This is a genomic window from Afifella sp. YEN Y35 (assembly GCF_047553465.1).
In the GTDB taxonomy this organism is placed as follows: Bacteria; Pseudomonadota; Alphaproteobacteria; order Rhizobiales; family Afifellaceae; genus Afifella; species Afifella aestuarii.
The window spans coordinates 2,932,801-2,953,406 of the sequence record NZ_CP180203.1; the positions used below are offsets into that span (position 1 = coordinate 2,932,801).

The 20,606-nt window shown below is 63.5% G+C and carries 22 protein-coding genes; 12 read left to right on the forward strand and 10 right to left on the reverse strand.

The features are described 5' to 3' along the window. Window positions 1-54 precede the first annotated feature (54 nt). The gene (locus tag ACK8CP_RS14040) at window positions 55-921 is read left to right on the forward strand and encodes an SDR family NAD(P)-dependent oxidoreductase (protein ID WP_414832228.1); all 867 of its coding nucleotides are present in this window, start codon (window positions 55-57) and stop codon (window positions 919-921) included. A gap of 44 nt (window positions 922-965) precedes the next feature. Here ACK8CP_RS14040 and ACK8CP_RS14045 read toward each other — a convergent pair whose 3' ends face one another. From ACK8CP_RS14045 to dapD, 5 genes are read right to left on the reverse strand one after another with little or no spacing between them, the layout of a single operon-like run. Further along, window positions 966-1,511 (reverse strand): hypothetical protein, encoded by a 546-nt coding sequence (locus ACK8CP_RS14045; protein ID WP_414832229.1) that lies wholly within the window; start codon window positions 1,509-1,511, stop codon window positions 966-968. Between the two features lie 44 nt (window positions 1,512-1,555). Continuing rightward, complete coding sequence (gene dapE, locus ACK8CP_RS14050; RefSeq protein WP_414832230.1) at window positions 1,556-2,722, reverse strand: succinyl-diaminopimelate desuccinylase; 1,167 nt, start codon at window positions 2,720-2,722, stop codon at window positions 1,556-1,558. Beyond that, complete coding sequence (locus tag ACK8CP_RS14055; protein ID WP_234629813.1) at window positions 2,719-3,057, reverse strand: DUF805 domain-containing protein; 339 nt, start codon at window positions 3,055-3,057, stop codon at window positions 2,719-2,721. Before ACK8CP_RS14055 ends, dapE begins: the two co-directional genes overlap by 4 nt. A 12-nt stretch (window positions 3,058-3,069) precedes the next feature. After that, the gene (locus ACK8CP_RS14060; RefSeq protein ID WP_234629814.1) at window positions 3,070-3,435 is read right to left on the reverse strand and encodes a DUF805 domain-containing protein; all 366 of its coding nucleotides are present in this window, start codon (window positions 3,433-3,435) and stop codon (window positions 3,070-3,072) included. Between the two features lie 27 nt (window positions 3,436-3,462). Continuing rightward, window positions 3,463-4,311 carry a 2,3,4,5-tetrahydropyridine-2,6-dicarboxylate N-succinyltransferase gene (gene dapD / locus ACK8CP_RS14065; RefSeq protein WP_234629815.1) on the reverse strand — a complete coding sequence of 283 codons (849 nt, stop codon included), beginning with the start codon at window positions 4,309-4,311 and terminating at the stop codon, window positions 3,463-3,465. A gap of 162 nt (window positions 4,312-4,473) precedes the next feature. On the opposite strand from dapD, the gene ACK8CP_RS14070 reads away from it, so the two are divergent. Next, a complete protein-coding gene (locus ACK8CP_RS14070) occupies window positions 4,474-4,893 on the forward strand; it encodes an HIT domain-containing protein (RefSeq protein ID WP_414832231.1) in 420 nt (139 codons plus the stop codon). A gap of 7 nt (window positions 4,894-4,900) precedes the next feature. Beyond that, window positions 4,901-5,857, forward strand: coding sequence for an NAD(+) diphosphatase (gene nudC, locus ACK8CP_RS14075; RefSeq protein ID WP_414832232.1), 957 nt, complete (start codon window positions 4,901-4,903; stop codon window positions 5,855-5,857). A 40-nt stretch (window positions 5,858-5,897) separates the two neighbouring features. Here the strand turns inward: nudC and ACK8CP_RS14080 are convergent, their stop codons facing one another. Both ACK8CP_RS14080 and ACK8CP_RS14085 read right to left on the reverse strand, forming a co-directional pair. After that, window positions 5,898-6,788, reverse strand: a complete 891-nt coding sequence (locus ACK8CP_RS14080) for a prephenate dehydratase (protein WP_414834268.1) — start codon at window positions 6,786-6,788, stop codon at window positions 5,898-5,900. A 2-nt stretch (window positions 6,789-6,790) separates the two neighbouring features. Further along, window positions 6,791-7,528 carry a 3-deoxy-manno-octulosonate cytidylyltransferase gene (locus ACK8CP_RS14085; protein WP_414832233.1) on the reverse strand — a complete coding sequence of 246 codons (738 nt, stop codon included), beginning with the start codon at window positions 7,526-7,528 and terminating at the stop codon, window positions 6,791-6,793. 159 nt (window positions 7,529-7,687) lie between these two features. Here ACK8CP_RS14085 and ACK8CP_RS14090 point away from each other — a divergent pair, with 159 nt between their 5' ends. From ACK8CP_RS14090 to ACK8CP_RS14130, 9 genes are all read left to right on the forward strand, one after another. Then, window positions 7,688-9,088 carry a c-type cytochrome gene (locus ACK8CP_RS14090; protein WP_414832234.1) on the forward strand — a complete coding sequence of 467 codons (1,401 nt, stop codon included), beginning with the start codon at window positions 7,688-7,690 and terminating at the stop codon, window positions 9,086-9,088. A 170-nt stretch (window positions 9,089-9,258) separates the two neighbouring features. Next, a complete protein-coding gene (locus ACK8CP_RS14095) occupies window positions 9,259-11,154 on the forward strand; it encodes an extracellular solute-binding protein (protein WP_414832235.1) in 1,896 nt (631 codons plus the stop codon). Continuing rightward, window positions 11,151-13,037 carry an extracellular solute-binding protein gene (locus tag ACK8CP_RS14100; protein ID WP_414832236.1) on the forward strand — a complete coding sequence of 629 codons (1,887 nt, stop codon included), beginning with the start codon at window positions 11,151-11,153 and terminating at the stop codon, window positions 13,035-13,037. The genes ACK8CP_RS14095 and ACK8CP_RS14100 overlap by 4 nt, the downstream gene beginning before the upstream one ends. 29 nt (window positions 13,038-13,066) lie before the next feature. Continuing rightward, window positions 13,067-14,200, forward strand: coding sequence for a microcin C ABC transporter permease YejB (locus ACK8CP_RS14105; RefSeq protein ID WP_234629822.1), 1,134 nt, complete (start codon window positions 13,067-13,069; stop codon window positions 14,198-14,200). 144 nt (window positions 14,201-14,344) lie between these two features. Continuing rightward, window positions 14,345-15,460 (forward strand): ABC transporter permease, encoded by a 1,116-nt coding sequence (locus ACK8CP_RS14110; protein WP_128293208.1) that lies wholly within the window; start codon window positions 14,345-14,347, stop codon window positions 15,458-15,460. A gap of 10 nt (window positions 15,461-15,470) precedes the next feature. Continuing rightward, the gene (locus tag ACK8CP_RS14115; protein WP_414832237.1) at window positions 15,471-15,713 is read left to right on the forward strand and encodes a hypothetical protein; all 243 of its coding nucleotides are present in this window, start codon (window positions 15,471-15,473) and stop codon (window positions 15,711-15,713) included. Then, on the forward strand, window positions 15,713-15,907 hold the full coding sequence (locus tag ACK8CP_RS14120) for a hypothetical protein (RefSeq protein ID WP_414832238.1): 195 nt from the start codon (window positions 15,713-15,715) through the stop codon (window positions 15,905-15,907). Before ACK8CP_RS14115 ends, ACK8CP_RS14120 begins: the two co-directional genes overlap by 1 nt. After that, window positions 15,904-17,532, forward strand: a complete 1,629-nt coding sequence (locus ACK8CP_RS14125) for an ABC transporter ATP-binding protein (RefSeq protein ID WP_414832239.1) — start codon at window positions 15,904-15,906, stop codon at window positions 17,530-17,532. The genes ACK8CP_RS14120 and ACK8CP_RS14125 overlap by 4 nt, the downstream gene beginning before the upstream one ends. Further along, window positions 17,529-18,494 carry a 2-hydroxyacid dehydrogenase gene (locus tag ACK8CP_RS14130; protein WP_414832240.1) on the forward strand — a complete coding sequence of 322 codons (966 nt, stop codon included), beginning with the start codon at window positions 17,529-17,531 and terminating at the stop codon, window positions 18,492-18,494. The genes ACK8CP_RS14125 and ACK8CP_RS14130 overlap by 4 nt, the downstream gene beginning before the upstream one ends. On the opposite strand, the gene ACK8CP_RS14135 is transcribed toward ACK8CP_RS14130, so the two are convergent. From ACK8CP_RS14135 to ACK8CP_RS14145, 3 genes are read right to left on the reverse strand one after another with little or no spacing between them, the layout of a single operon-like run. After that, window positions 18,461-19,327 (reverse strand): FkbM family methyltransferase, encoded by an 867-nt coding sequence (locus ACK8CP_RS14135; protein ID WP_255701495.1) that lies wholly within the window; start codon window positions 19,325-19,327, stop codon window positions 18,461-18,463. The genes ACK8CP_RS14130 and ACK8CP_RS14135 overlap by 34 nt on opposite strands. A gap of 60 nt (window positions 19,328-19,387) precedes the next feature. Next, window positions 19,388-20,257, reverse strand: a complete 870-nt coding sequence (locus ACK8CP_RS14140) for an NlpC/P60 family protein (protein WP_414832241.1) — start codon at window positions 20,255-20,257, stop codon at window positions 19,388-19,390. Continuing rightward, entirely contained in the window at window positions 20,254-20,601 is a 348-nt protein-coding gene (locus tag ACK8CP_RS14145; RefSeq protein WP_128291956.1) for a MarR family transcriptional regulator, read from the reverse strand. Before ACK8CP_RS14145 ends, ACK8CP_RS14140 begins: the two co-directional genes overlap by 4 nt. Window positions 20,602-20,606: the final 5 nt, after the last annotated feature.

Sequence of the window (20,606 nt, forward strand, 5' to 3'; positions counted from 1 at the left end):
GACGGATTGCGTCGTCATTTCTAGCCTTCTCTTCAGCAAAGAGAGGAGAAGACGATGATCCGCTTCGAAGGCCGTGTTGCTCTCGTCACCGGGGCCGGGCGAGGGATTGGCTATGCCTATGCGGAGCTTCTCGCCCGGCGCGGCGCATGTGTTGTCGTTCATGATACCGGCGCCGACGAGAACGGCACGTCTCAGGACTCGTCCGTGGCAAAGGCGGCAGCTGAGCGCATACGCGCACAAGGTGGCTTGGTTTGCGCGGCGAGCGGCGAGATCGACAGCCGTGATGGCTGCCGCAAACTCGTTGCGGAGGCGATCGCGGCCTTCGGTCGGCTCGATATCCTCATCCACAATGCCGGCTGGGTCGGCTATCAGAAGATCGAGGAGCTGACGCCGGACTTTCTGGCTCGCATGACGAGAGTCGGCGTGAATATGCCGCTTTGGCTGGCGCAATCGGCCTGGCCGGCAATGACGGCTCAGCGTTACGGCCGCATCCTCTTCACGACGTCCGACCGAGCTCTTTATCCCGAATATGCTCAGGCCGGTCTCAGCGCCTATGCTGCTGCGAAGATGGCGACGGTCGGCATCACGAATGTGCTTGCATATGAGGGCGCCACGCACGGCATCCGTGTCAATGCCATCTCGCCGGTTGCCAAAACACGGATGTGGGGCGTAGAGGGCGAACCAGAGGAGCTGCGCCCCGATGCCGTGGCTCAGGGCGCCATCTTCCTCGTATCGGAAGCCTGTGACGCGAGCGCCTGGGTGCTGCGCGCCAGCAATGGCCAGTTCCACGCCTTAAGGGCCTGCGAGGCGCCGGGCGTCGATTATCCCCGCGATCTTCGTGCCGTGACGGCCGACACCCCGGAAGGAGTCGCATCAACCTGGGATCGCATCGCCAAGGTCGAGCCCGACACCACCCATTAGTGACTTACGCTCGACAAGAGGACGAAGACGCTCTCAGACGATTTTTACAAAGCCACCCCGACGAAGATGCGGTCGAGGCTCACCTCGATCAAAATCCCGATCAAGAGCTGCAGCAGAACGACGGGCACGGCCATCATCACCGGCACGGCGAGTGCGGTGCGGACCACCAGATAGGAAAAGCGCAAGGCGACCACGAACAGCGCCAGCAAAAGGAAAGAGAGGACAGGAAGCGGCACGAAGCCCGTCGCGTGGAGCGCATGCGGCAGCGCGAACATGCCGGCGATCACCACCGCACTCCAATTGCGCGCCACGATGAACGGCACATAATGCGTGGCAACCCCGAGCGGGCGGGCAACGATCGCAAAGAAGATCGGAAACGCGACCCAATCGAGGGCAAGGCCGAAGAGCCGCAGGGAGACGAAGCTGCCGGCCAGAACCGTCACGGCGTGATCGGTCGCCGTCAGCGCAATTTTCTCGGAGGAGATCGCAACGAGCGTGAATGGGATGATGAGGATCACCGCACCGAACGAGCGCCAGAACCCCTCCAATGTCAGATCGAGTTCCTGCAGCCCTTCGGCACGGCCGTTCATCACCTTCCATGCGCCGGTGACTTGTTGGATGCAGTAAGAGAAGATCATTGCGTGCGGGCGAAGATGCTGTCCAGGAAGGCTTCGTAGATGCGCGTCAGCTCCTCGAGATCGGCGGCCGGCACCCTCTCGTCGGTCTGATGCATCGTGGCGCCGACGAGACCCAGCTCCACGACTGGGCAAAAATCCTTGATGAAGCGCGCATCCGATGTCCCGCCGCCCGTCGACAGGCGCGGACGGGAACCGACGATGGCGGAAACGGCCCCGCTCAAACTGCCGATCAGCGCCTCGTCCCGGGCGAGAAAAGAATCGCTCGGCGGCTGCCCCTCTTCCAGGCTCCAATGGATCTCACCTTTGGCCGCCTCGCTCAGCCGTCTCTCGATCTCGGCGCGCAGGCTCGTCCGCGTCCAGCAATCGTTGAAGCGGCTGTTGAAGCGGGCCCGGGCCTCTCCGGGAATGACGTTCCAGGCGCTATTGCCGGTCGCGACATCGACGACCTCGAGCGTCGAAGGCTCGAAATGGGCGCTGCCTTCATCGAGAGGCGTCGCCGTCAGCCCCTCGAGCAGCGTCATCAAGCGCATCACCGCATTGTCAGCGAGATGCGGATAGGCGGCGTGGCCCTGCCGCCCATGCGCGACGATGGTCGCCGAAAAGCTGCCGCGCCGGCCGATCTTGACCTGATCTCCGACCCAGTCTGCAGATGTGGGCTCGCCGACGAGCGCGCCGGAGAATTCATGCCCTCGAGCCTTCGCCCAATCGAGCAGCTTGGCCGTGCCGTTGATGCCGGGCCCTTCTTCATCGCCCGTAATGAGGAAGGAAAAACGGCCGGAAAAATCGCTGCGGCGCGCCTTGAAGCGCGAGAAGGCGGCGACCATCGCCGCGATCGCGCCCTTCATATCGACGGCGCCGCGCCCGTAAACGAGGTTCTCATCGAGCGCTCCGGAAAAGGGTGGATGCCGCCAGGCGGCTTCCTCTCCGGGTGGCACCACATCGACATGACCGGCGAAGGTGAGATGGTAATCGCCTTCACCGATGACGGCGAAGAGGTTCTCCACGTCCGGTGTACCGACCTCGGAGAAAACGGGCCGATCGACAGCGAAACCGAGCGGCTTCAGCGCCGCCTCGAGGACGTCGAGCGCCGGCGCCGCTTCGGGCGTCACCGAAGGTGCGCGGATCAAATCGCGGGCGAGCTGGACAGGGTCGATCACAGTCACGGGATGAGACGCGTTTCCGGGGGCGGGCCCCAGCTGTTGGCGTCCGGATCTCCCTCCAGGAGACCGAGATCGACGATGGCCCAGATCGGTCCGATGACCGGGATCAGAATGATGAGCGCCCACCAGCCCGAGCGGCCGCGATCGTGAAAACGTTTCACGTGACAGGCGATGCCGGCCAAAAACAGAAAGACGGAAATCAGAAAGGCGATCAGCCCGTCATTGCCGAAAAGCAGCGTCGCGATGAGAGAAATGATGAAGAGGCCGATGACCCCGATCCACCAATCCTTGCGCGCGATGCGCCCTTCGAAGCTCGTATAGAGATATTTCCAGTCCATCCTCGGCCTCCCTCACCTCGGCGGCAGGTTCGGCGCTTCGCCAAACCGGTTCTTTCCGCCGGTGCCCCGCACGACACCGAAGGCGATGGTAGCGAAAATCGACAGAACGGGAACGAGTAGGATCGCCGCAAAGGCGCCCGTCGCGTTGAAATCATGCAACCGCTTCACACCGATGGCGATGGAGCAGACCATGCCGACAATGAGAGCGAAGCTGGCGAGCGTTGGATTGTGGAAGGTGACATCGCCCGTCTGCGGGTGGACATCCGGCTGCAGCAGGAAGGCCAGCACCGCCACCACGCCGAAATTGGCGAGCCAGTAGACTTCGCGGCCGATGCGGCCATCAAAGCGGAAAAAAAGCCAAAGCAGGCTGCGCGCCATCTTGCCTCCAAATGCTGGCGGGACGCGTCAGCTGCGCAAGAGCTCGTTGATCGAGGTCTTGGCGCGGGTGCGCTCGTCGACACGCTTGACGATGACGGCGCAATAAAGCTGTGGCCCCCAGTTTTCACCCGGCAGGTTCTTGCTGGGCATCGTGCCCGGCACGACCACAGAATATGGGGGCACTTCGCCGATAAACACCTCACCGGTGTTGCGATCGACGATTTTTGTCGACGCGCCGAGATAGACCCCCATCGACAACACAGAGCCCTGGCGCACGATCACACCTTCGGCGACTTCGGCACGCGCACCGATGAAGCAATCATCCTCGATGACCACCGGTCCGGCCTGCAACGGCTCCAGCACACCGCCGATACCCGCACCGCCCGAAAGATGCACGTTCTTGCCGATCTGCGCGCAGGAGCCGACTGTCGCCCAGGTGTCGATCATCGCCCCCTCGCCGACATGGGCGCCGAGATTGACGAAGGACGGCATCAAGACCGCGCCCGGCGCGATGAAGGCAGAGCGACGCACCACACAATTGGGCACCGCGCGAAAACCTGCGCTCTCGAAATCCGCGGCCCCCCAGCCGGTAAACTTCGACGGCACCTTGTCCCACCACACGGCTCCGCCCGGACCGCCCTCGATCACCGACATCGGCGTCAGGCGGAAAGACAGCAGCACCGCCTTCTTCAGCCATTGATTGACGTGCCAGTTGCCGTCAGGTCCCGGCGCGGCCACACGCTCTTCGCCGCTGTCGAGAAGGTCGAGTGCCGCATCGACGGCATCGCGCACGGGTCCTTGCGTCTCCGGGCTGAGCTCGCCGCGCTTTTCGAAGGCCTCGTCGATGGTCGCCGCGAGTTCGGTGTGATCGGCCATTTTCTTCGTCTTCCCCTGCCGGTGAGTTGCTGCCGGTCTTGCCCATATCAATCCTGCGGTGGCGTAAGCCGGGGCGGGCGCCGCGTCAATTGCCACAGATCCTCCCTTCGCGCCGGCCCTGGCAGGTGTTAGAGCCTCACACAGGCTCTAGGTCACGAGGTCATGTCCGGCTTTTCTCTTCATCCCCGGCTCGCCGCCGATACGTTTCCGCTCACCGAATTCCCTCTCTGCCATGTTCGGCTGATGAACGACGCCACCTATCCATGGCTCATCCTGGTGCCGGCGCGGCCGGAGCTCGCCGAGATCATCGATCTCGATGTCGCGCAGCAGAACGTTCTGATCGGCGAGATCGACGCGGCGGCGCGGTCGCTCCGGCAGGTGACGGGCTGCGACAAGCTCAATGTCGCCGCCCTCGGCAACGAGGTCCGCCAGCTTCACATCCACGTCGTCGCCCGTTTCGTCGGCGACCCGGCCTGGCCGAAGCCCGTCTGGGGCGCGGTCCCTGCAAGGCCTTATGCGATCGAGGCGAAAGACACACTCATCCGCCGCCTGGAAGACGCTTTTGCCGCCGCTTCGGCCTGAACGCGTCATGTCCTCAAGCTTCCTAGATCGCCCTTTCCTCGAGGCGAGCGCCGCAAACGGCTTCGCGGGAAACAATTTCGACCGGCAGAGCGAGCATCGCGCGGAACATGCGGTCGAGATCGCGCTCGGTTCACCCGATGCGCGAATCCATCTCTTTTGCGAAGACCGTGCTCTCGTGAAAATCTCTCCGGAGCCGCAAGCCGCCTTTTCGGTGAACGAGGCCGAGGCGATCGGCTTCTATCCCGCCACCCTCATTCTTCTCGGATTTCTCGGCGCAGAGCCGCGGCTTGCCGCCATGGCGATCCCGCGGGCAGAGTGGCCGGAGCCGCTGCGGGCGATCGATCTTCGCTCCCTCGCGGTCCAGGGCCTTCTGTCGGTGGAAGATCTCGGCGGGCTCGCGCAGGCGCGGTCACTGCTTGCCTGGCATCAGAACCATCGTTTCTGCGCGAGATGCGGGAGCGAGACGGAAATGCGGGCAGGCGGCGTGAAGCGGCACTGTCCGTCCTGTGAGAGAGAGCATTTTCCGCGCACCGATCCGGTCGTCATCATGCTCGTCATCGACCCGGCGCAGAACCATGACGCCTGCCTTCTCGGCCGCCAGCATCGCTTTCAGCCCGGCATGTATTCCGCGCTTGCCGGGTTTCTGGAACCGGGGGAGACGATCGAAGCGGCGGTCAGGCGCGAGATCGCCGAGGAGGCGGGGATCCGGACGGGGCGTGTGCGCTACCATTCCAGCCAGCCCTGGCCTTTCGTCTCCTCGCTGATGATCGGCTGCCATGCGGAGGCCGCCTCCAACGAGATCACGCGCGATGAAAGCGAGCTTGAAGATTGCCGCTGGTTCCCCCGCGATGAGGTCCATCGGATGCTCACCGGCACGCATCCGGATGGGCTGACGGCGCCGCCCGAAATGGCGATCGCGCACCGCCTCATCGCGGACTGGGCCGATTGGGCGGAGGGGAAATAGCGAGCGCCTCACGGCCCTCGCCTTCCGTCATCCTATCGCTTTACGCCCCGCGGGAGGGTCTGAGCGCGCGGTTCGCTTCCGGCTCCGCCTGATGGGCGCGAAACGGATCGGCCGGATAGACACCCACGACCCGGAACTCGGCGGAGAAGAACTGCAGCTCTTCGAGAGCGAGCGCCACCATCGGATCGTCCGGATGGCCTTCGACATCGGCGTAGAACTGCGTGGCGAAGAAGGTGCCGCCGAGCTGATAGCTCTCGAGCTTCGTCATATTCACGCCGTTGGTCGCAAAGCCGCCCAGCGCCTTGTAGAGCGCGGCCGGAACGTTGCGGACGCGGAAGATGAAGGTGGTGACGGCCGGCCCCACCTCGATCGCCGGCTGCTGCGGCTCGCGCGACAGGATGATGAAGCGTGTGGTGTTGTGCGCCTCGTCTTCGATATCCTCGGCCAGAATGTCGAGGCCGTAGACTTCGGCTGCAAGCCGTGTCGCGATCGCCGCGCGGCTCTTGTCGCCGAGGTCCGCCACCTGATGGGCTGAACCTGCGGTGTCGGCGGCCACTTCAGCCTTCAACCCATTGGCGCGCAGGAATTTGCGGCACTGGCCGAGCGCCATGACATGGCTTTGCACCGTCTTCACATCCTCAAGGCGCGCACCTTTGAGGCCGAGAAGCTGGTGGCGGATCGGCAGGAAATATTCGCCGATGATGGAGAGCGTCGAGGACGGCAGGAGATGGTGGATATCCGCGACGCGGCCAGCGACGGAATTCTCGATCGGGATCATGCCGAGATCGGCCTCCCCCGTCTCGATCGCCTGAAAGCAATCCTCGAAGGTCGCGAGCGGCACCGCTTCGGCCGCCGGAAACACATCCTGGCAGGCGATGTGGGAGTTGGCGCCGGGTTCTCCCTGGAAGACGACGCGTCTCGCCTCGGCCATGTTCATTCCGCTTCTCCTGCAAGGATGGCGCGTGCGCGCTCCAGATCCGCCATTGTGTCGACGCCGAGCGGCACGGTTTCGACGATCATGGCGTCGATGCGCATGCCGTTTTCGAGTGCCCGCAGCTGCTCCAACTTTTCGCGACGTTCCAAAATGCCGGGCGGCAATGCGACGAAACGTTGCAGAGCGGCGCGCCGATAGACATAAAGTCCGATGTGATGAAACAACGGTCCCTCCCCATACGGCGCCGTCGCACGGGTGAAATAAAGCGCCCGCAGCCGATCTGGCGCGACCGGCGTGCCGACGACTTTGACGACATTGGGGTTCGTCCGTTCCCCTCCCTCCGAAATCTCCGCCGTGAGCGTGGTGATCGCCACCTCCGGATCTTCAAGGGGGCGGAGAGCCGCGGCGAGCGTGGCGGGATCGAGGGTCGGCAGATCGCCCTGCATATTGACGACGACATCGTGCCGGCCTTCCGGATCGAATGTCTCGAGCGCTTCGGCGATGCGGTCGGAGCCCGAGGGATGGTCAGCCCGCGTCATGATGGCGGTCGCGCCGGCCGCTTCGGCTGCCTCGGCGATGCGCTTCTCGTCGGTTGCCACCACGACCGGACCGAGCCCGGCCTCGTGGCCGCGGTCCACGACATGGGCGATCATCGGACGGCCGGCGATATCGGCGAGGGGTTTTTCCGGCAGCCGCGTGGCGGCAAGCCGTGCCGGGATAACGATGAGAGGATTCATCGAAAATTCATCGAGATACACTGGAAAGGAACTTCGGCGGCGGGCTTATACGCCCGCGATGGAACCGTCAAACCGAGAGCTTCAGCGCTCTCAACCTTGCCTCCCGGGTGTGGTGCGCCCTATTTGCAGCCCGGCCAATAAAGCGGAGTAGAGATTTCAATGCATTCGCCCGCCTGGAACACCTACGCAATGGCGATCCTGGGGACGCTGCTGGTCGCCTTCGGCCTGTCTGTTCTCGGAGATATGCTGTTTGAATCGCCGGAGCTGGACGAGCCCGGCTACGTCATCGCGACGGCCGAAGAGAGCGGCGGCGGCGACACGGCTGCCGAGCCCGCAGGCCCGGAACCTCTGCCGGTTCGCCTTGCCAATGCCGACACGGATGCCGGACAGCGCACCGCCAAGCAATGCGTGGCTTGCCACAACTTCCAGAAGGGCGAAGGCAACAAGATCGGTCCGCTGCTCTGGAACGTCGTCGGACGTCCCGTCGCGTCGGAGGAGGGCTTCAGCTACACCGACGCCATGCAGGAATTCGCCAAGACCGAAGGCGAATGGACGTTTGAACATCTCGACAGTTACCTGACCAATCCGAAGGGCGTGGTGCCAGGCACGGCGATGAACTTCGCCGGCATCAAGGACGATCAGGACCGCGCCAACGTCATCGCCTATCTGCACACGCTCTCCGACGATCCTCTGCCTCTGCCCGAGCCCGAAGCCGCGCCAGCCGAAGGCGGCGATGATGCCGCCGCGTCTGAAGGCGAAGCTGGAGGAGCGCAGGCCGAGGCAACGCCGGAAGAGACGCCGGCTCCTGCGACCGCAACAGGTGGCGGGACGGCAGCTCCCGAAGGCGAAGTGACGGAAGAGACGGCCCAATCGGCAACCGAGCAGGGCGCCTCCGATGTGCCGGGCGGCGATGCCGGCCAACAGCAGGCCCAGGGCGCGCAGGCCCAAGGCGAGCAGGCCCAGGGCGAGCAGGCCGGCGAACAATCCGCAGAACCGCAGCCGGAGAATGCGCAGCAGCCACCGCAGCAGTCTCAGGCCGCGCCATCACCGGCAGGTCAGGCGACGGCGGACGCTCAGCAACAGGGGCAGCAACAGGCTCAGCAGGGTGAGGCAGAGCAGCAACCTCAGAACCAGCAGCCGGCCGAGGGTCAGCAGCAGGCTCAGGCGCCTGCCGGGAATCAGGAGCCGCCGAGCCCGACGGTCGCCATGATCGCCGATGCCTCGCCGGAGGCGGGCGAAAAGGTCGCCGCGCAGTGCCGCGCCTGCCACACCTTCGACAAGGGCGGCGCCAACCGGATCGGCCCGAACCTCTGGGAGATCGTCAACCGTCAGGCCGCGGCACATGAAGGCTTCAAGTACACCGATGCCATGCAGAAGCATGCGCAGGAGATCGGGACGTGGACCTACAACCACCTGGACACCTATCTCGCCGATCCGCGCGGCGTGGTGCCTGGAACGAAGATGATCTTCGCCGGCGTCAAGAAGGACGAGGACCGCGCAGCGCTGCTCGCCTATCTGCGCACGCTCTCGGACAACCCAGCACCGCTGCCCGGGCAATGAGCCCTTGCAGTCGGACAAAATGACCCTGTTGACGCCGCGGCTTTGCCGCGGCGTTCTTTTGTCTGACAAAACAACGGGTTAAATTTTCGTCAGGTCGCGTCTCGGCGGGTGAAACGCGATCCTTCGGCGTTTATCATGATGTTTCGACACAGCGAGATCCGGCCTCTTACATGACAGCACGCTTCCTCCAGCTTCCCCTCGTCTGCCTGCTCGCGCTCGGCGGCTTTGTGAGCGCCCAGGCGCAGGATGCGGACCAGCCGCGCGACGAGAAAACCTGGCGCCATGCGACGTCGCTCATCCAGGAGCCGAAATACGGGCCGGATTTCGCCCATTACGATTACGTCAATGTCGATGCGCCGAAGGGTGGAACGCTCAACCAGGTGGCGGTCGGCACCTTCGACAGCCTCAATCCCTTCATCATCCGCGGCACGGTCGCGGCGGGTCTCGGTCTCATCGTCAATGCGCGCGGCGGCATCGGCTACGACAGCCTGATGGAGCCGTCCGAGGAAGAACCGAGCACCAGCTACGCCCTCATCGCCGAGGCGATGAGCTATCCGGACGATTATTCCTCGGCGACCTTCCGGCTCAATCCGAAGGCGCGCTGGCATGACGGCGAGCCGATCACGGCCGAAGACGTGGTCTGGTCCTTCAATACGCTCAAAGAAATCAACCCGCAGTACAATCAGTACTACCACAACGTCGTCAAAGCCGAGATCACTGGCGAGCGCGAGGTCACCTTCACCTTCGACCAGAAAGGCAATCGCGAGCTCCCCAACATCATGGGCGATCTCGTCATTGTACCGAAGCATTGGTGGACGGGCACCGACAAGAACGGCAAGAAACGCGATATCACGCAGCCGACCTTGGAGCCGCCGCTCTCCTCGGGACCCTACCGGATCAAATCCTTCATCCCCGGCCGCAGCGTGATCTGGGAGCGCGTGCCCGATTATTGGGGTAAGGACCATCCGTTGCGGGTCGGCCGCTACAATTTCGATGAGATCCGTTATGAGTATTTCCGCGATGCCAATGCGGTCTGGGAAGCGTTCACCAAGGGCGGCATCTACGACTTCCGAGCGGAAAACCGAGCCCAGCGCTGGGCTCAGGGGTATGATTTTCCCGCCGCACAGCGCGGCGACGTCAAGAAAGAAGAATTCGAGACGACATCGGGCGAGCCGATGCAGGCCTATGTGCTCAACACCCGCCGGGACAAGTTCTCCGACCGTCGCGTGCGCCGCGCCCTGACGCTCGCCTTCGATTTCGAGAGCCTCAACAAGAACCTGTTCTTCGATCTCTACAGCCGCACCAACAGCTATTTCGAAGGCACCGAGCTCGAAGAGACCGGGCTGCCGGAAGGCAAGGAGCTCCAATATCTGGAAAAGGTGCGCGACAAGGTTCCGCCCGAGGTCTTCACCGAAGAGTTCAAACTTCCCGTCTTCGACAGCCGCGAGGCGATGCGCGACCATCTGCGCGAGGCGGTCAAGCTCCTGCGTGAGGCCGGCTGGGAGCAGCGCGATGGCGGTCTCTTCAACAAGGAGACGGGCGAGCGCTTCACCATCCAGTTTCTCGGCAACGATCCGAACGACGAGAAGATATTGTCGCCTTACGCCAACACGCTGCGCCGGCTCGGCATCGACACGTCGATCCGCATCGTCGATGCGGCCCAATACCAGGCGCTGACCGACGATTTCGATTACGACGTCATCGTGGGTTCGTTTCCCCAGTCGCAATCACCCGGCAACGAACAACGCGAATTCTGGGGCTCCTACGCCGCCGATCAGCGCGGCAGCCGCAACGCCGCCGGGATCAAGAATGAAGCCGTCGATCAGCTCGTCAACGACATCATCTACGCGCCGGATCGCAAAAGCCTGGTCGCGGCGACCCGCGCCCTCGACCGCGTGCTCCTGTGGAACTACTACATGGTACCGCAATGGAATCTGCCGAAAATCTGGCTTGCCTACTGGAACAAGTTCGGCATCCCGGACAAGCAGCCCTCTTATGCGGGCGTCGACGTCTACTCCTGGTGGATCGACCCTGAGAAAGAAAAGAAATTGAGGATGGCAGAGTGATTTCGTTCACCCGCCGCGGCGCTCTTCTGGGCGCAGCATCGCTTGCGATGGCGCCGAAGCTGATCGGCGCGTCAGGATTCGCCGGAGCGGCCCATGCCGCGACGCCCGCCGGCCCCCGACACGGAATGTCGCTCTTCGGCGACCTCAAATACGGCGCCGATTTTGCCCGCCTGGACTACGTCAATCCCGATGCACCACGCGGCGGCCGGCTCGTCATGGTGCCGAGCCAGTCCTACTACAATCAGAGCTTTCTCACCTTCAACACGCTCTCCTCTTTCGTCATCCGCGGCGACGCCCCGCCGCTCATGGAGCTCACCTTCGACAGCCTCATGAAATGGGCCGCCGACGAGCCGGACGCCTGTTACGGGCTCGTGGCGGAGAGCGTCGAAGTCTCCGAAGACGGTCTCACGCTGCATTTCCGTCTTCGTCCGGAAGCCCGCTTCAACGACGGCACGCCGCTCGTCGCCGATGACGTCGTCTATTCGATGAATATCCTGAAGGAGAAGGGCCATCCGGACCTGCTTCTGCCGTTGAAGGAAATGGTTTCCGTCGAGGCGGACGGCGAGCACGACGTCGTCGTCAAACTGTCGGGCAAGCATTCTCCCGAACTGAAGCTCGTCGTCGCGCAGCTGCCGATCTTCTCGCGCGCCTGGTACCAAGGCCGCGCATTCGATGCGTCGACACTCGACGCGCCTCTCGGTTCCGGCCCCTATGAGGTGGGCGAGCTGCAGCAGGGCCGCTTTATCGAGTATCGGCGGGTGGAGGATTACTGGGCCAAGGATCTCCCCATCAATCGCGGCTTTCACAATTTCGACGTGATCCGGCTCGAGTTTTTCCGCGACAGGCAGGCAGGATTCGAGGCCTTCAAGAAGGGCGCCTTGACCTTCCGCGAGGAACTCTCATCCAAGAGCTGGGCGACCGAGTACGACTTTCCGGCCGTCGTGAGCGGCAAGGTGGCGACGGAATTGATGCCCGACGAAAAGCTCCCGGACTTTCAGGCGTGGTACTTCAACACCCGCCGCGGGAAATTTGCCGACCCGGCCACACGTCAGGCAATCGGCCTCGCCTTCGATTTCGAATGGCTCAACACCAATCTCTTCTACGATTCCTATCGCCGCACGGCGTCCTGGTTTGAAAAATCCGTCTATGCCGCGGAAGGCGAGCCTTCGGATGCCGAACTTGCGCTCCTCGAACCTTTTCGGGACGAGTTGCCGGAGGAGGTCTTCGGGCCCGCTGTGGTGCCGCCGACCTCCGATGGCTCAGGTGTCGATCGCGACAATCTCCGCAAGGCGGACGAGCTTCTCCGCCAGGCCGGCTGGAGCCGCAACGGCGGCCGCCTCGTCAACAATCAGGGCGACGTCCTCTCGGTCGAATTCCTGATCCAGAACGATCCGGTCTCGGAACGCGTTCTCGGCAAATTCGTCGATTCGCTCCGCCGGCTCGGCGTCGACGCCTCGATCCGTCCGGTCGATTCGGCGCAATACCAGGCACGCGCCTCGGAGTTCAATTTCGACGTCATTGGTCTGCGTTTCCGCACCACGCCCACGCCCCTGGAATCGCTGCGCGCATCCTATGGCAGCGCCTCCGCGGATCTGCCTGGCTCACGCAATTATGCGGGCATTCACCTCAAGGCGGTCGATGCCCTCATCGATCAGGCACTCGCGGCCAAAGACCGTGACACCCACCGCAACATCCTGCGGGCGCTCGACCGGGTCTTGCGCGCCCATTATTTCGTCGTGCCGCAATGGTACCAGGATGCGCATCGTGTGGCGCGCTGGGACATGTTCTCACGCCCCGAGACAAAGCCGGACTACAGTTTTCCTTTCGAGACCACCTGGTGGTACGACGAGGAAAAGGCCAAGCGAATCGGCATGGCCGGCTGAGCTGAGACCGACGAGCCGACGGAGACGGATTGGCAGCCTATATCCTGAGACGCCTCTTGCTGATGATCCCGACCATCCTCGGGATCATGGCGATCAGCTTCGTCGTCGTGCAGTTTGCGCCGGGCGGGCCCGTCGAGCGGGTGATCGCGCAGATCCAGGGCACCGACGTGTCTGCAACGGCTCGCATCGGTGGCTCGAGCGGCGGCGACTTCTCCGCCGCCGGCAACACCAATCAAAGCGGCTCGGATGCCGCCATCACCTCGAAATATCGAGGTGCTCAGGGACTCGATCCGGAGTTCATCCGCCAGCTCGAAAAGCAATTCGGCTTCGATAAACCGCCCCTCACCCGCTTCGGACTGATGCTGTGGAACTATGCCCGCTTCGATTTCGGCGAGAGCTATTTCCGCGACATCTCCGTCATCGACCTCATCAAGGAAAAGCTGCCCGTCTCCATCTCTCTCGGGCTTTGGATGACGCTTTTGTCTTACGTCATCTCCATCCCGCTCGGGATCCGCAAGGCCGTCAGCGACGGCTCGGTGTTCGATGTGTGGACTTCGGCCGTCGTCATCATCGCCTATGCGGTGCCGGGCTTCCTCTTCGCGATTTTTCTGATCGTGTTCTTCGCCGGCGGCTCCTTCTTCGACTGGTTCCCGCTGCGCGGCCTCTGGTCTGAGCAATATGCCCGGATGGGCTTCTGGGAATGGATCACCGATCCAGAAGCGCTCGTCGATTATTTCTGGCACCTCGCTCTGCCGCTCATCTCGATGGCGCTTGCGGCCTTCGCCACGACGACGCTCCTCACCAAGAATTCTTTCCTCGACGAAATCCGCAAGCAATACGTGGTGACGGCGCGGGCGAAGGGGCTGACGGAACGCCAGGTGCTCTATGGCCATGTCTTCCGCAACGCCATGCTCATCGTCATTTCGGGCTTTCCGGCTGCCTTCGTCTCGGCCTTCTTCGCCGGCTCGCTCCTGATCGAGACGATCTTCTCGCTCGACGGGCTCGGGCTCCTCTCCTTCGAGAGCGTCATCAACCGCGATTATCCGGTCGTCTTCGCCACGCTCTATATCTTTTCGCTGATGGGCCTCATCGTGCAGCTCGTCTCCGACCTCACCTACACCTGGATCGATCCTCGGATCGATTTTGAGAGCCGGGAGGTCTGAGCGATGGAGGTCGAGACCGATCCGAAGAAGAAGACGGAGGGGCCGACGACGCCCGCCCCGCCGCATGCACCGGATCCCGGCACGCCCGAAGCGCCCGCGCCCCTGCCCGGACAAGAGGCTGCACCCGGACGCCGGCTCTTCACCATGTCGCCGATCAACAAGCGGCGCTGGGAAAATTTCAAGAAGAACCGCCGTGGCTTCTGGTCCTTGTGGCTCTTCCTTCTCCTCTTCGGCCTGTCGCTGATCGCCGAAGTGCTCGTCAACGACAAGCCGATCGTGCTCTCCTACAAGGGAGAGCTCTATTACCCGATCCTCGTCGATTACCCGGAAGAGACCTTTGGCGGCTTCCTGGCGACGACGGACTACCGCGACCCGTTCATCTCCGACGAGATCAACGCGAATGGCTGGATGATCTGGCCGCCGATCCATTATTCCTATCGCACCGTCAATCGCGATTTCCCGACGGAAGAGCTGCGCGAGGCGCTGGGGCGGCCGATCGGCTTTCCGGCGCCTCCGACCTGGCGGATCGCGGGCTCCGTCTGTCCGGGCGACACGGAGCAGCTCGAACGGTTCTGCGACAAGTCGAACTGGAACTGGCTGGGCACCGACGATCAGGGCCGCGATGTCGTCGCCCGCCTCGTCTACGGCTTCCGCATATCCGTGCTCTTCGGGCTCGTGCTCACCGTATTTTCATCGATCGTCGGCGTCGCGGCCGGTGCCGTGCAGGGCTATTTCGGCGGGCGCGTCGATCTCTTCTTCCAGCGCTTCATCGAAATCTGGACGGCGATCCCGGCGCTTTATCTCCTCCTCATCATCTCCTCGATCCTGCCGCCGGGATTCTGGGTGCTCCTCGGCATCCTCCTGCTCTTTTCCTGGGTCGCTCTCGTCGGCGTGGTCAGGGCGGAGTTCCTCAGGGCGCGCAATTTCGAATATGTGAAGGCGGCGCGCGCGCTCGGAGTGTCGAATCTGACGATCATGTTCCGGCACCTCCTGCCGAACGCCATGGTTGCGACGCTCACCTTCATGCCGTTCATCCTGAACGGCTCGATCACGACGCTCACCTCGCTCGACTTCCTGGGCTTCGGCATGCCGCCCGGTTCGCCGTCGCTCGGCGAGCTCCTCGCTCAGGGCAAGGCCAATCTGCAGGCGCCCTGGCTCGGCATCACCGGCTTCATCGTCATCTCGCTGATGCTCTCGCTCCTCATCTTCATCGGCGAGGCGGTGCGCGACGCCTTCGACCCGCGCAAGACTTTTGCGTAGGGTGAGCGACATGGACGAAAGAAAGCGCCATATCGTGGAAGACTATCCGGCCGAGCGACTGCCGCCGGAGCTTCGTGGGGACATCGATCCGAGCCATCATGCGCGGGTGATCGTGGAGGATACGGGAAGCCGATCGAGTGCGCCGCAGCGTACGGGCGGACTCTACCGCTTGTTCGGCGCCGCGGCTGAAAAGAACACCTCCGTAGAGGAAGCCGTGGCTCGGATCCGCGCTCTTCGGGATGAGTGGGATTGATGAGTGCTTCCCCTAGATCGCGTACATATCTCGACACGAACTTCTTCATCCGGCTCGCCGAGGGCCGCGATGAACGGCTCCTTCGCGTTCTGGACCTCAACGTCTTTGTCTCCTCCGACAAGCGACTGAAGATGCCCGAGACAATGAAACGTATCGGCCTCGACGAGGTCGCTATCGAGGAAGTCTGGCCATGACCTCCCCTCTCCTTTCGGTCCGTGGCCTCTCGGTGGACTTCACACAGGGCGGGCGCACGACGCATGCGGTGCGCCATGTCTCCTTCGACATCGCGGAGAAAGAGACCGTGGCGCTCGTGGGTGAATCGGGCTCCGGCAAGTCGGTGACGGCGCTTTCCGTCTTACGGCTTCTCACCTATCCGCCGGCGAGCCATCCCTCCGGTGAGATCTTCTTCCGCGACCGCGAACTTCTGAAAGCCGGCGATCGCACCCTTCGGGAGGTGCGCGGCAACAAGATCTCTATGGTGTTCCAGGAGCCGATGTCGTCGCTCAACCCGCTGCACACGGTGGAGCGGCAGGTCGGCGAGGTGCTCGACGTGCACCGCGGCATGAGCGGCAAGGCGGCGCGGGAAAGGGTTCTGGAGCTTCTCCACCAGGTCGGCATCCGCGAGCCGGAAAGCCGTCTCAGATCCTACCCGCATCAGCTCTCAGGCGGCCAGCGGCAGCGCGTGATGATCGCCATGGCGCTCGCCAACGAGCCCGATCTCCTGATCGCCGATGAGCCGACGACGGCACTCGACGTCACCGTGCAGGCGCAGATCCTGGAGCTCCTCGCCCGCCTGAAGCACGAGCAGAACATGGCGCTCCTCTTCATCACCCACGATCTCGGCATCGTGCGCAAGGTGGCGGACCGGGTCTGCGTCATGACGGATGGCGAGATCGTCGAGCGCGGGCCGACGGAAGAGATCTTCACCAACCCGCAGCACAGCTATACGCGCCATCTTCTCGCCGCCGAACCCAAGGGCTCCGCGCCCGCCACCGACCGTGACGCACCGTTCGTCATGGAAGCCGACGACCTCAAGGTCTGGTTTCCGATCAAGCGCGGCTTCCTGCGTCGCACCGTCGGCCATATCAAGGCCGTCGACGGCATCGACGTCAAAGTGCGCGAAGGCGAAACGCTCGGCGTCGTCGGCGAATCGGGTTCCGGCAAGACGACGCTCGGGCTCGCCCTTCTCAGGCTGATTTCCTCCAACGGCCGCATCGCTTTTCTCGGGCGCGACATCCAGGCGGCACGGTTCAAGGACACGCGTGCGCTTCGCGCCGATATGCAGATCGTCTTCCAGGATCCTTATGGCTCGCTGTCGCCGCGCATGATCATTCGCGACATCGTCGGCGAAGGTCTCGCGGTGCACGAACCCGATCTGAAGGCATCGGAGCGCGACCGCCGCGTCGTCAAAGCGCTCGCCGAAGTGGGCATCGATCCGGAGACGCGGTTTCGCTATCCGCATGAATTCTCCGGCGGTCAGCGCCAGCGCATCGCGATTGCCCGCGCCATGGTGCTGGAGCCGAAATTCGTCATGCTCGACGAGCCGACCTCGGCTCTCGACATGAGCGTCCAGGCACAGGTCGTCGACCTCCTGCGCGATCTGCAGAAGCGCCACGACCTCACCTATCTCTTCATCTCGCACGACCTCAAAGTGGTGCGTGCGCTCGCCAACGAAATCATCGTCATGCGCGACGGCAAGGTGGTGGAAGCCGGGCCTGCCGCGCAGATCTTCGACCATCCGCAGACCGATTACACAAAAGCGCTGATGGCCGCCGCCTTCGATCTGGAAGTCGCCTACCGGGGAGCCATCAGCACGTGACCACTCTTCTTCTTTCCCTCGCCGATTGGGATCCCCGTCGCTGGCTTGAAAACCTGAAGGCCGCGCTTCCCGAAGACGAGGTCGTCGCCACAACGCCAGAGGGCGGCTTTGCCGGCGATCCCGCAACTTTGGAGCGGGTGGAATATCTTCTCACCTGGAAGCCCCGCCCCGAGCTTTTCGACAGCCTGCCCAATCTCAAGGCCATTCTGTCAGTCGGCGCGGGCGTCGATCATCTCGTCGATCTGCCCAGCCTTCCGGATGTGCCGATCGCGCGCATCGTCGATCCCGACCTCACCACGCGGATGACGGAATATGTCGTCTGGCAGGTGCTGCATCACGTGCGCCTCGGTCCCGATTATGCCGCGCTGCAGAAGGAAAAGCGCTGGCGACCGCTCGCCCAGCCCCCGGCCGGTAAGGTGACGGTCGGGATCATGGGGCTCGGCGTGCTCGGCACGGCGTCAGCGAAGATGCTCATGCAGCTCGGCTTCCGTGTGGTCGGGTGGAGCCGACGCCCGAAGATCGTCGCCGGCGTCACCGCCTTTGCCGGCGAGGGTGAGCGCGATGCCTTTCTGGCGGAAACCGATATCCTCGTCTGCCTTCTGCCCGACACGCCACAGACGCGCGGGATCATCGACGGAGGGCTCATCTCAAGACTGCGCAAGGATGGCCCGCTCGGCGGCCCGGTCCTCATCAATGCCGGGCGCGGACAGTCTCAAAACGAGGCAGATATTCTGTCAGCCTTGCGCGATGGCACGCTGCGCGGCGCGAGCCTCGACGTTTTTCGCACGGAGCCCTTACCGGCCGACAGCCCGATGTGGAACGCGCCCAATCTCGTGATCACGCCGCATATGGCCTCGATCTCCGATCCGCATGGCTTGTCGCCGCTGATCGCGCGACAGGTGCGCCGCGGCAAAGCCGGCAAGCCGCTTCAGTATGTGGTGGATCGGGACGCCGGGTACTGAGGCACGACCGGCGTGAAGGCCATATTGGCGGCGACGATGGTGTTTTCGTCAGTGTGCTCGAGCATCTGAAATCCCATCACCTCCAAGGCACGCTCGACCTTGTCCCAGGCGCCGGCGCGCCCATGCGCCGGGTTCATGTCGATGGCGAGAAGCCGCGTCCGCTTCAGGGTGCGCATGGCTCCGGCAAGAATTTCAGGCTCCACGCCTTCCGCATCGATTTTCATGAAGTCGATCGCAGGCAAGGCCGCGACAGCAGGCAGAGCATCGAGCGGCCAGGCTTCGACGGAGGCGAAGGCGCGCTTCTGCTCCGGGCGGCGGATGAGCGAGCTCGACGCGCCATCTGGGGCGAGATGCAGCTTCAGAGCTTCCCGACCCTTCCACATCGCACAGGAGACGAGACGGACATTGTCGAGCCCCCTGACATTCTGGGCCAGACAGGCATAGGCGCGCGGATCCGGTTCGATCGCAATGATCGTCGCACCCGCATCGGCGCATAGAAGCGTCAGCTCGCCAACATTGGCGCCGATATCGATGACGACATCGCTTTCGCGCGGGAAATAGAGCGTGCCGACGGCGTATTTTTCACCCGTCAGATGCAGCCGCTCCCCGATGCCGCTGCGGTAGCGGGGAACGCGATTGAGGCTCGGGAGAGCGAGACGGCGCAGGCCGTCATCGATGATGATGCGCTCGGCATCAGGGATGATTTCAACGGGCCGCCCCCGGCCGTGCCGATGGGCCTGGAAGCTCAAATGCCACTGGTAGTACCGGCGCAGCAACGTCTGCGGGCACACCGAAAGAATCGCATTGCCGAATTGCCGAGCAGGCAGATGCATGGAGGAATACGCCACGGAAGTCGCCAATTCTTTGCCGACGAAGGGACACGTTTGATGGCGTCATTGCAAGCGTCGAATTGCGGTGATCTTGAGACCTTTGGCGGCAAAACGCGAACGTGCCGCAACCAGCGGTTCGCTCGCTGAACACATGTGGAAAGCGTTGGCGTGGAGAAGGGTTTCGCCGTCGCGCATCAGCCCGACATGCCCCTCCCAGAAGATGAGATCGCCGCGGCGAAGCGGCGGCAGATCATCGCCGGGCTCGAGCGCCTCGCCGATCTCGGCCGCCTGCATATCGGCATCTCGCGGCGCTTTCCTGCCGGCCATGTGGAGCGCGACCTGAACGAGGCCCGAGCAGTCGATGCCGGCATCCGTTTTGCCGCCCCAGAGATAGGGGACGCCGAGAAAACTCTCTGCCACGATGGCCCAGTCAGACTCGCGTGGGGCATCCACCGGAGATAGATGCTGCATGACGACGGCGCCGGCCGGTTCGATGAGGCCGTAACGGGCGTTCTTGTCCTGCGCCTCCCCCGTCACCGCCACCTCGGCGCCGAGAGGCAACGTCATGAGCGGCGGCAGTTTGATATCGGGGCCTGGAAACAGAAAAGTGCTTCGCGCGGCAACGCGATGGGTGGGCACCGTCACCTCTGCCCGCAGCGACGCGGTCGGCAGCCAGCCGACATAGCCGTCGCCTTCGAGCTGGCCCCAGGCCCAGCCCTCGCCGGTTTCTTCGAAGACGCGGACGATTTCGCCGCAAAGCGCTTGTGTCTCGAGCGCGCCCATCGGGTTCGGCTCGCGTCTCACCGGCGCCGTTCCATCGACCACCTGATAGAGACTGCCCTCGACGAAACGCGGCGCCTCCACGCGTCCCTTGAGACGCACATCCGCGAGATCGCGGCGGAAGGCGTTGCGGCGTGGATCGAGCTTCGTCATCGTGTCACATCCTCGGTCTTGGCAACGACGAGGTCGGCGAAGCGCTCCAGAAAGAGCGCGCCGTCCACCGTTCGCTGCACCAGAACATTGCGCATGTCTTTGGGATCGCGCTTGCGCGTCAGAAGCCCGTGCCGCCCGAGCGTATCGAGCGCGCGCGTGATGACAGCCTTGGTGACGCCGAGTTTCGCGGCAAGCCCGCGGACCGTATGCGGCGGCGCCTCCAGATAGACGATCAAGAGGACCGTCATCTGGCGCGCCGTCAGATCCGGCTCTTCGGCACGCACCAGCGACAGCGTCACCTCGTGCCACAGACGCAAAGCCTGGCTCGACCGCAGGATCGTCATGAGAG

What these genes read in the sequence shown, in the direction of transcription:
- ACK8CP_RS14090 (WP_414832234.1), top strand. Translation starts at nt 7,688, where the DNA reads ATGCATTCGCCCGCCTGGAACACCTACGCAATGGCGATCCTGGGGACG.
- ACK8CP_RS14055 (WP_234629813.1), bottom strand. Translation starts at nt 3,057, where the DNA reads ATGGACTGGAAATATCTCTATACGAGCTTCGAAGGGCGCATCGCGCGC.
- ACK8CP_RS14060 (WP_234629814.1), bottom strand. Translation starts at nt 3,435, where the DNA reads ATGGCGCGCAGCCTGCTTTGGCTTTTTTTCCGCTTTGATGGCCGCATC.
- ACK8CP_RS14140 (WP_414832241.1), bottom strand. Translation starts at nt 20,257, where the DNA reads ATGACGAAGCTCGATCCACGCCGCAACGCCTTCCGCCGCGATCTCGCG.
- ACK8CP_RS14135 (WP_255701495.1), bottom strand. Translation starts at nt 19,327, where the DNA reads ATGCATCTGCCTGCTCGGCAATTCGGCAATGCGATTCTTTCGGTGTGC.
- ACK8CP_RS14120 (WP_414832238.1), top strand. Translation starts at nt 15,713, where the DNA reads ATGAGTGCTTCCCCTAGATCGCGTACATATCTCGACACGAACTTCTTC.
- ACK8CP_RS14115 (WP_414832237.1), top strand. Translation starts at nt 15,471, where the DNA reads ATGGACGAAAGAAAGCGCCATATCGTGGAAGACTATCCGGCCGAGCGA.
- ACK8CP_RS14040 (WP_414832228.1), top strand. Translation starts at nt 55, where the DNA reads ATGATCCGCTTCGAAGGCCGTGTTGCTCTCGTCACCGGGGCCGGGCGA.
- nudC (WP_414832232.1), top strand. Translation starts at nt 4,901, where the DNA reads ATGTCCTCAAGCTTCCTAGATCGCCCTTTCCTCGAGGCGAGCGCCGCA.
- ACK8CP_RS14110 (WP_128293208.1), top strand. Translation starts at nt 14,345, where the DNA reads ATGTCGCCGATCAACAAGCGGCGCTGGGAAAATTTCAAGAAGAACCGC.
- ACK8CP_RS14070 (WP_414832231.1), top strand. Translation starts at nt 4,474, where the DNA reads ATGTCCGGCTTTTCTCTTCATCCCCGGCTCGCCGCCGATACGTTTCCG.
- ACK8CP_RS14145 (WP_128291956.1), bottom strand. Translation starts at nt 20,601, where the DNA reads ATGACGATCCTGCGGTCGAGCCAGGCTTTGCGTCTGTGGCACGAGGTG.
- ACK8CP_RS14095 (WP_414832235.1), top strand. Translation starts at nt 9,259, where the DNA reads ATGACAGCACGCTTCCTCCAGCTTCCCCTCGTCTGCCTGCTCGCGCTC.
- dapD (WP_234629815.1), bottom strand. Translation starts at nt 4,311, where the DNA reads ATGGCCGATCACACCGAACTCGCGGCGACCATCGACGAGGCCTTCGAA.
- ACK8CP_RS14125 (WP_414832239.1), top strand. Translation starts at nt 15,904, where the DNA reads ATGACCTCCCCTCTCCTTTCGGTCCGTGGCCTCTCGGTGGACTTCACA.
- ACK8CP_RS14080 (WP_414834268.1), bottom strand. Translation starts at nt 6,788, where the DNA reads ATGGCCGAGGCGAGACGCGTCGTCTTCCAGGGAGAACCCGGCGCCAAC.
- ACK8CP_RS14045 (WP_414832229.1), bottom strand. Translation starts at nt 1,511, where the DNA reads ATGAACGGCCGTGCCGAAGGGCTGCAGGAACTCGATCTGACATTGGAG.
- ACK8CP_RS14085 (WP_414832233.1), bottom strand. Translation starts at nt 7,528, where the DNA reads ATGAATCCTCTCATCGTTATCCCGGCACGGCTTGCCGCCACGCGGCTG.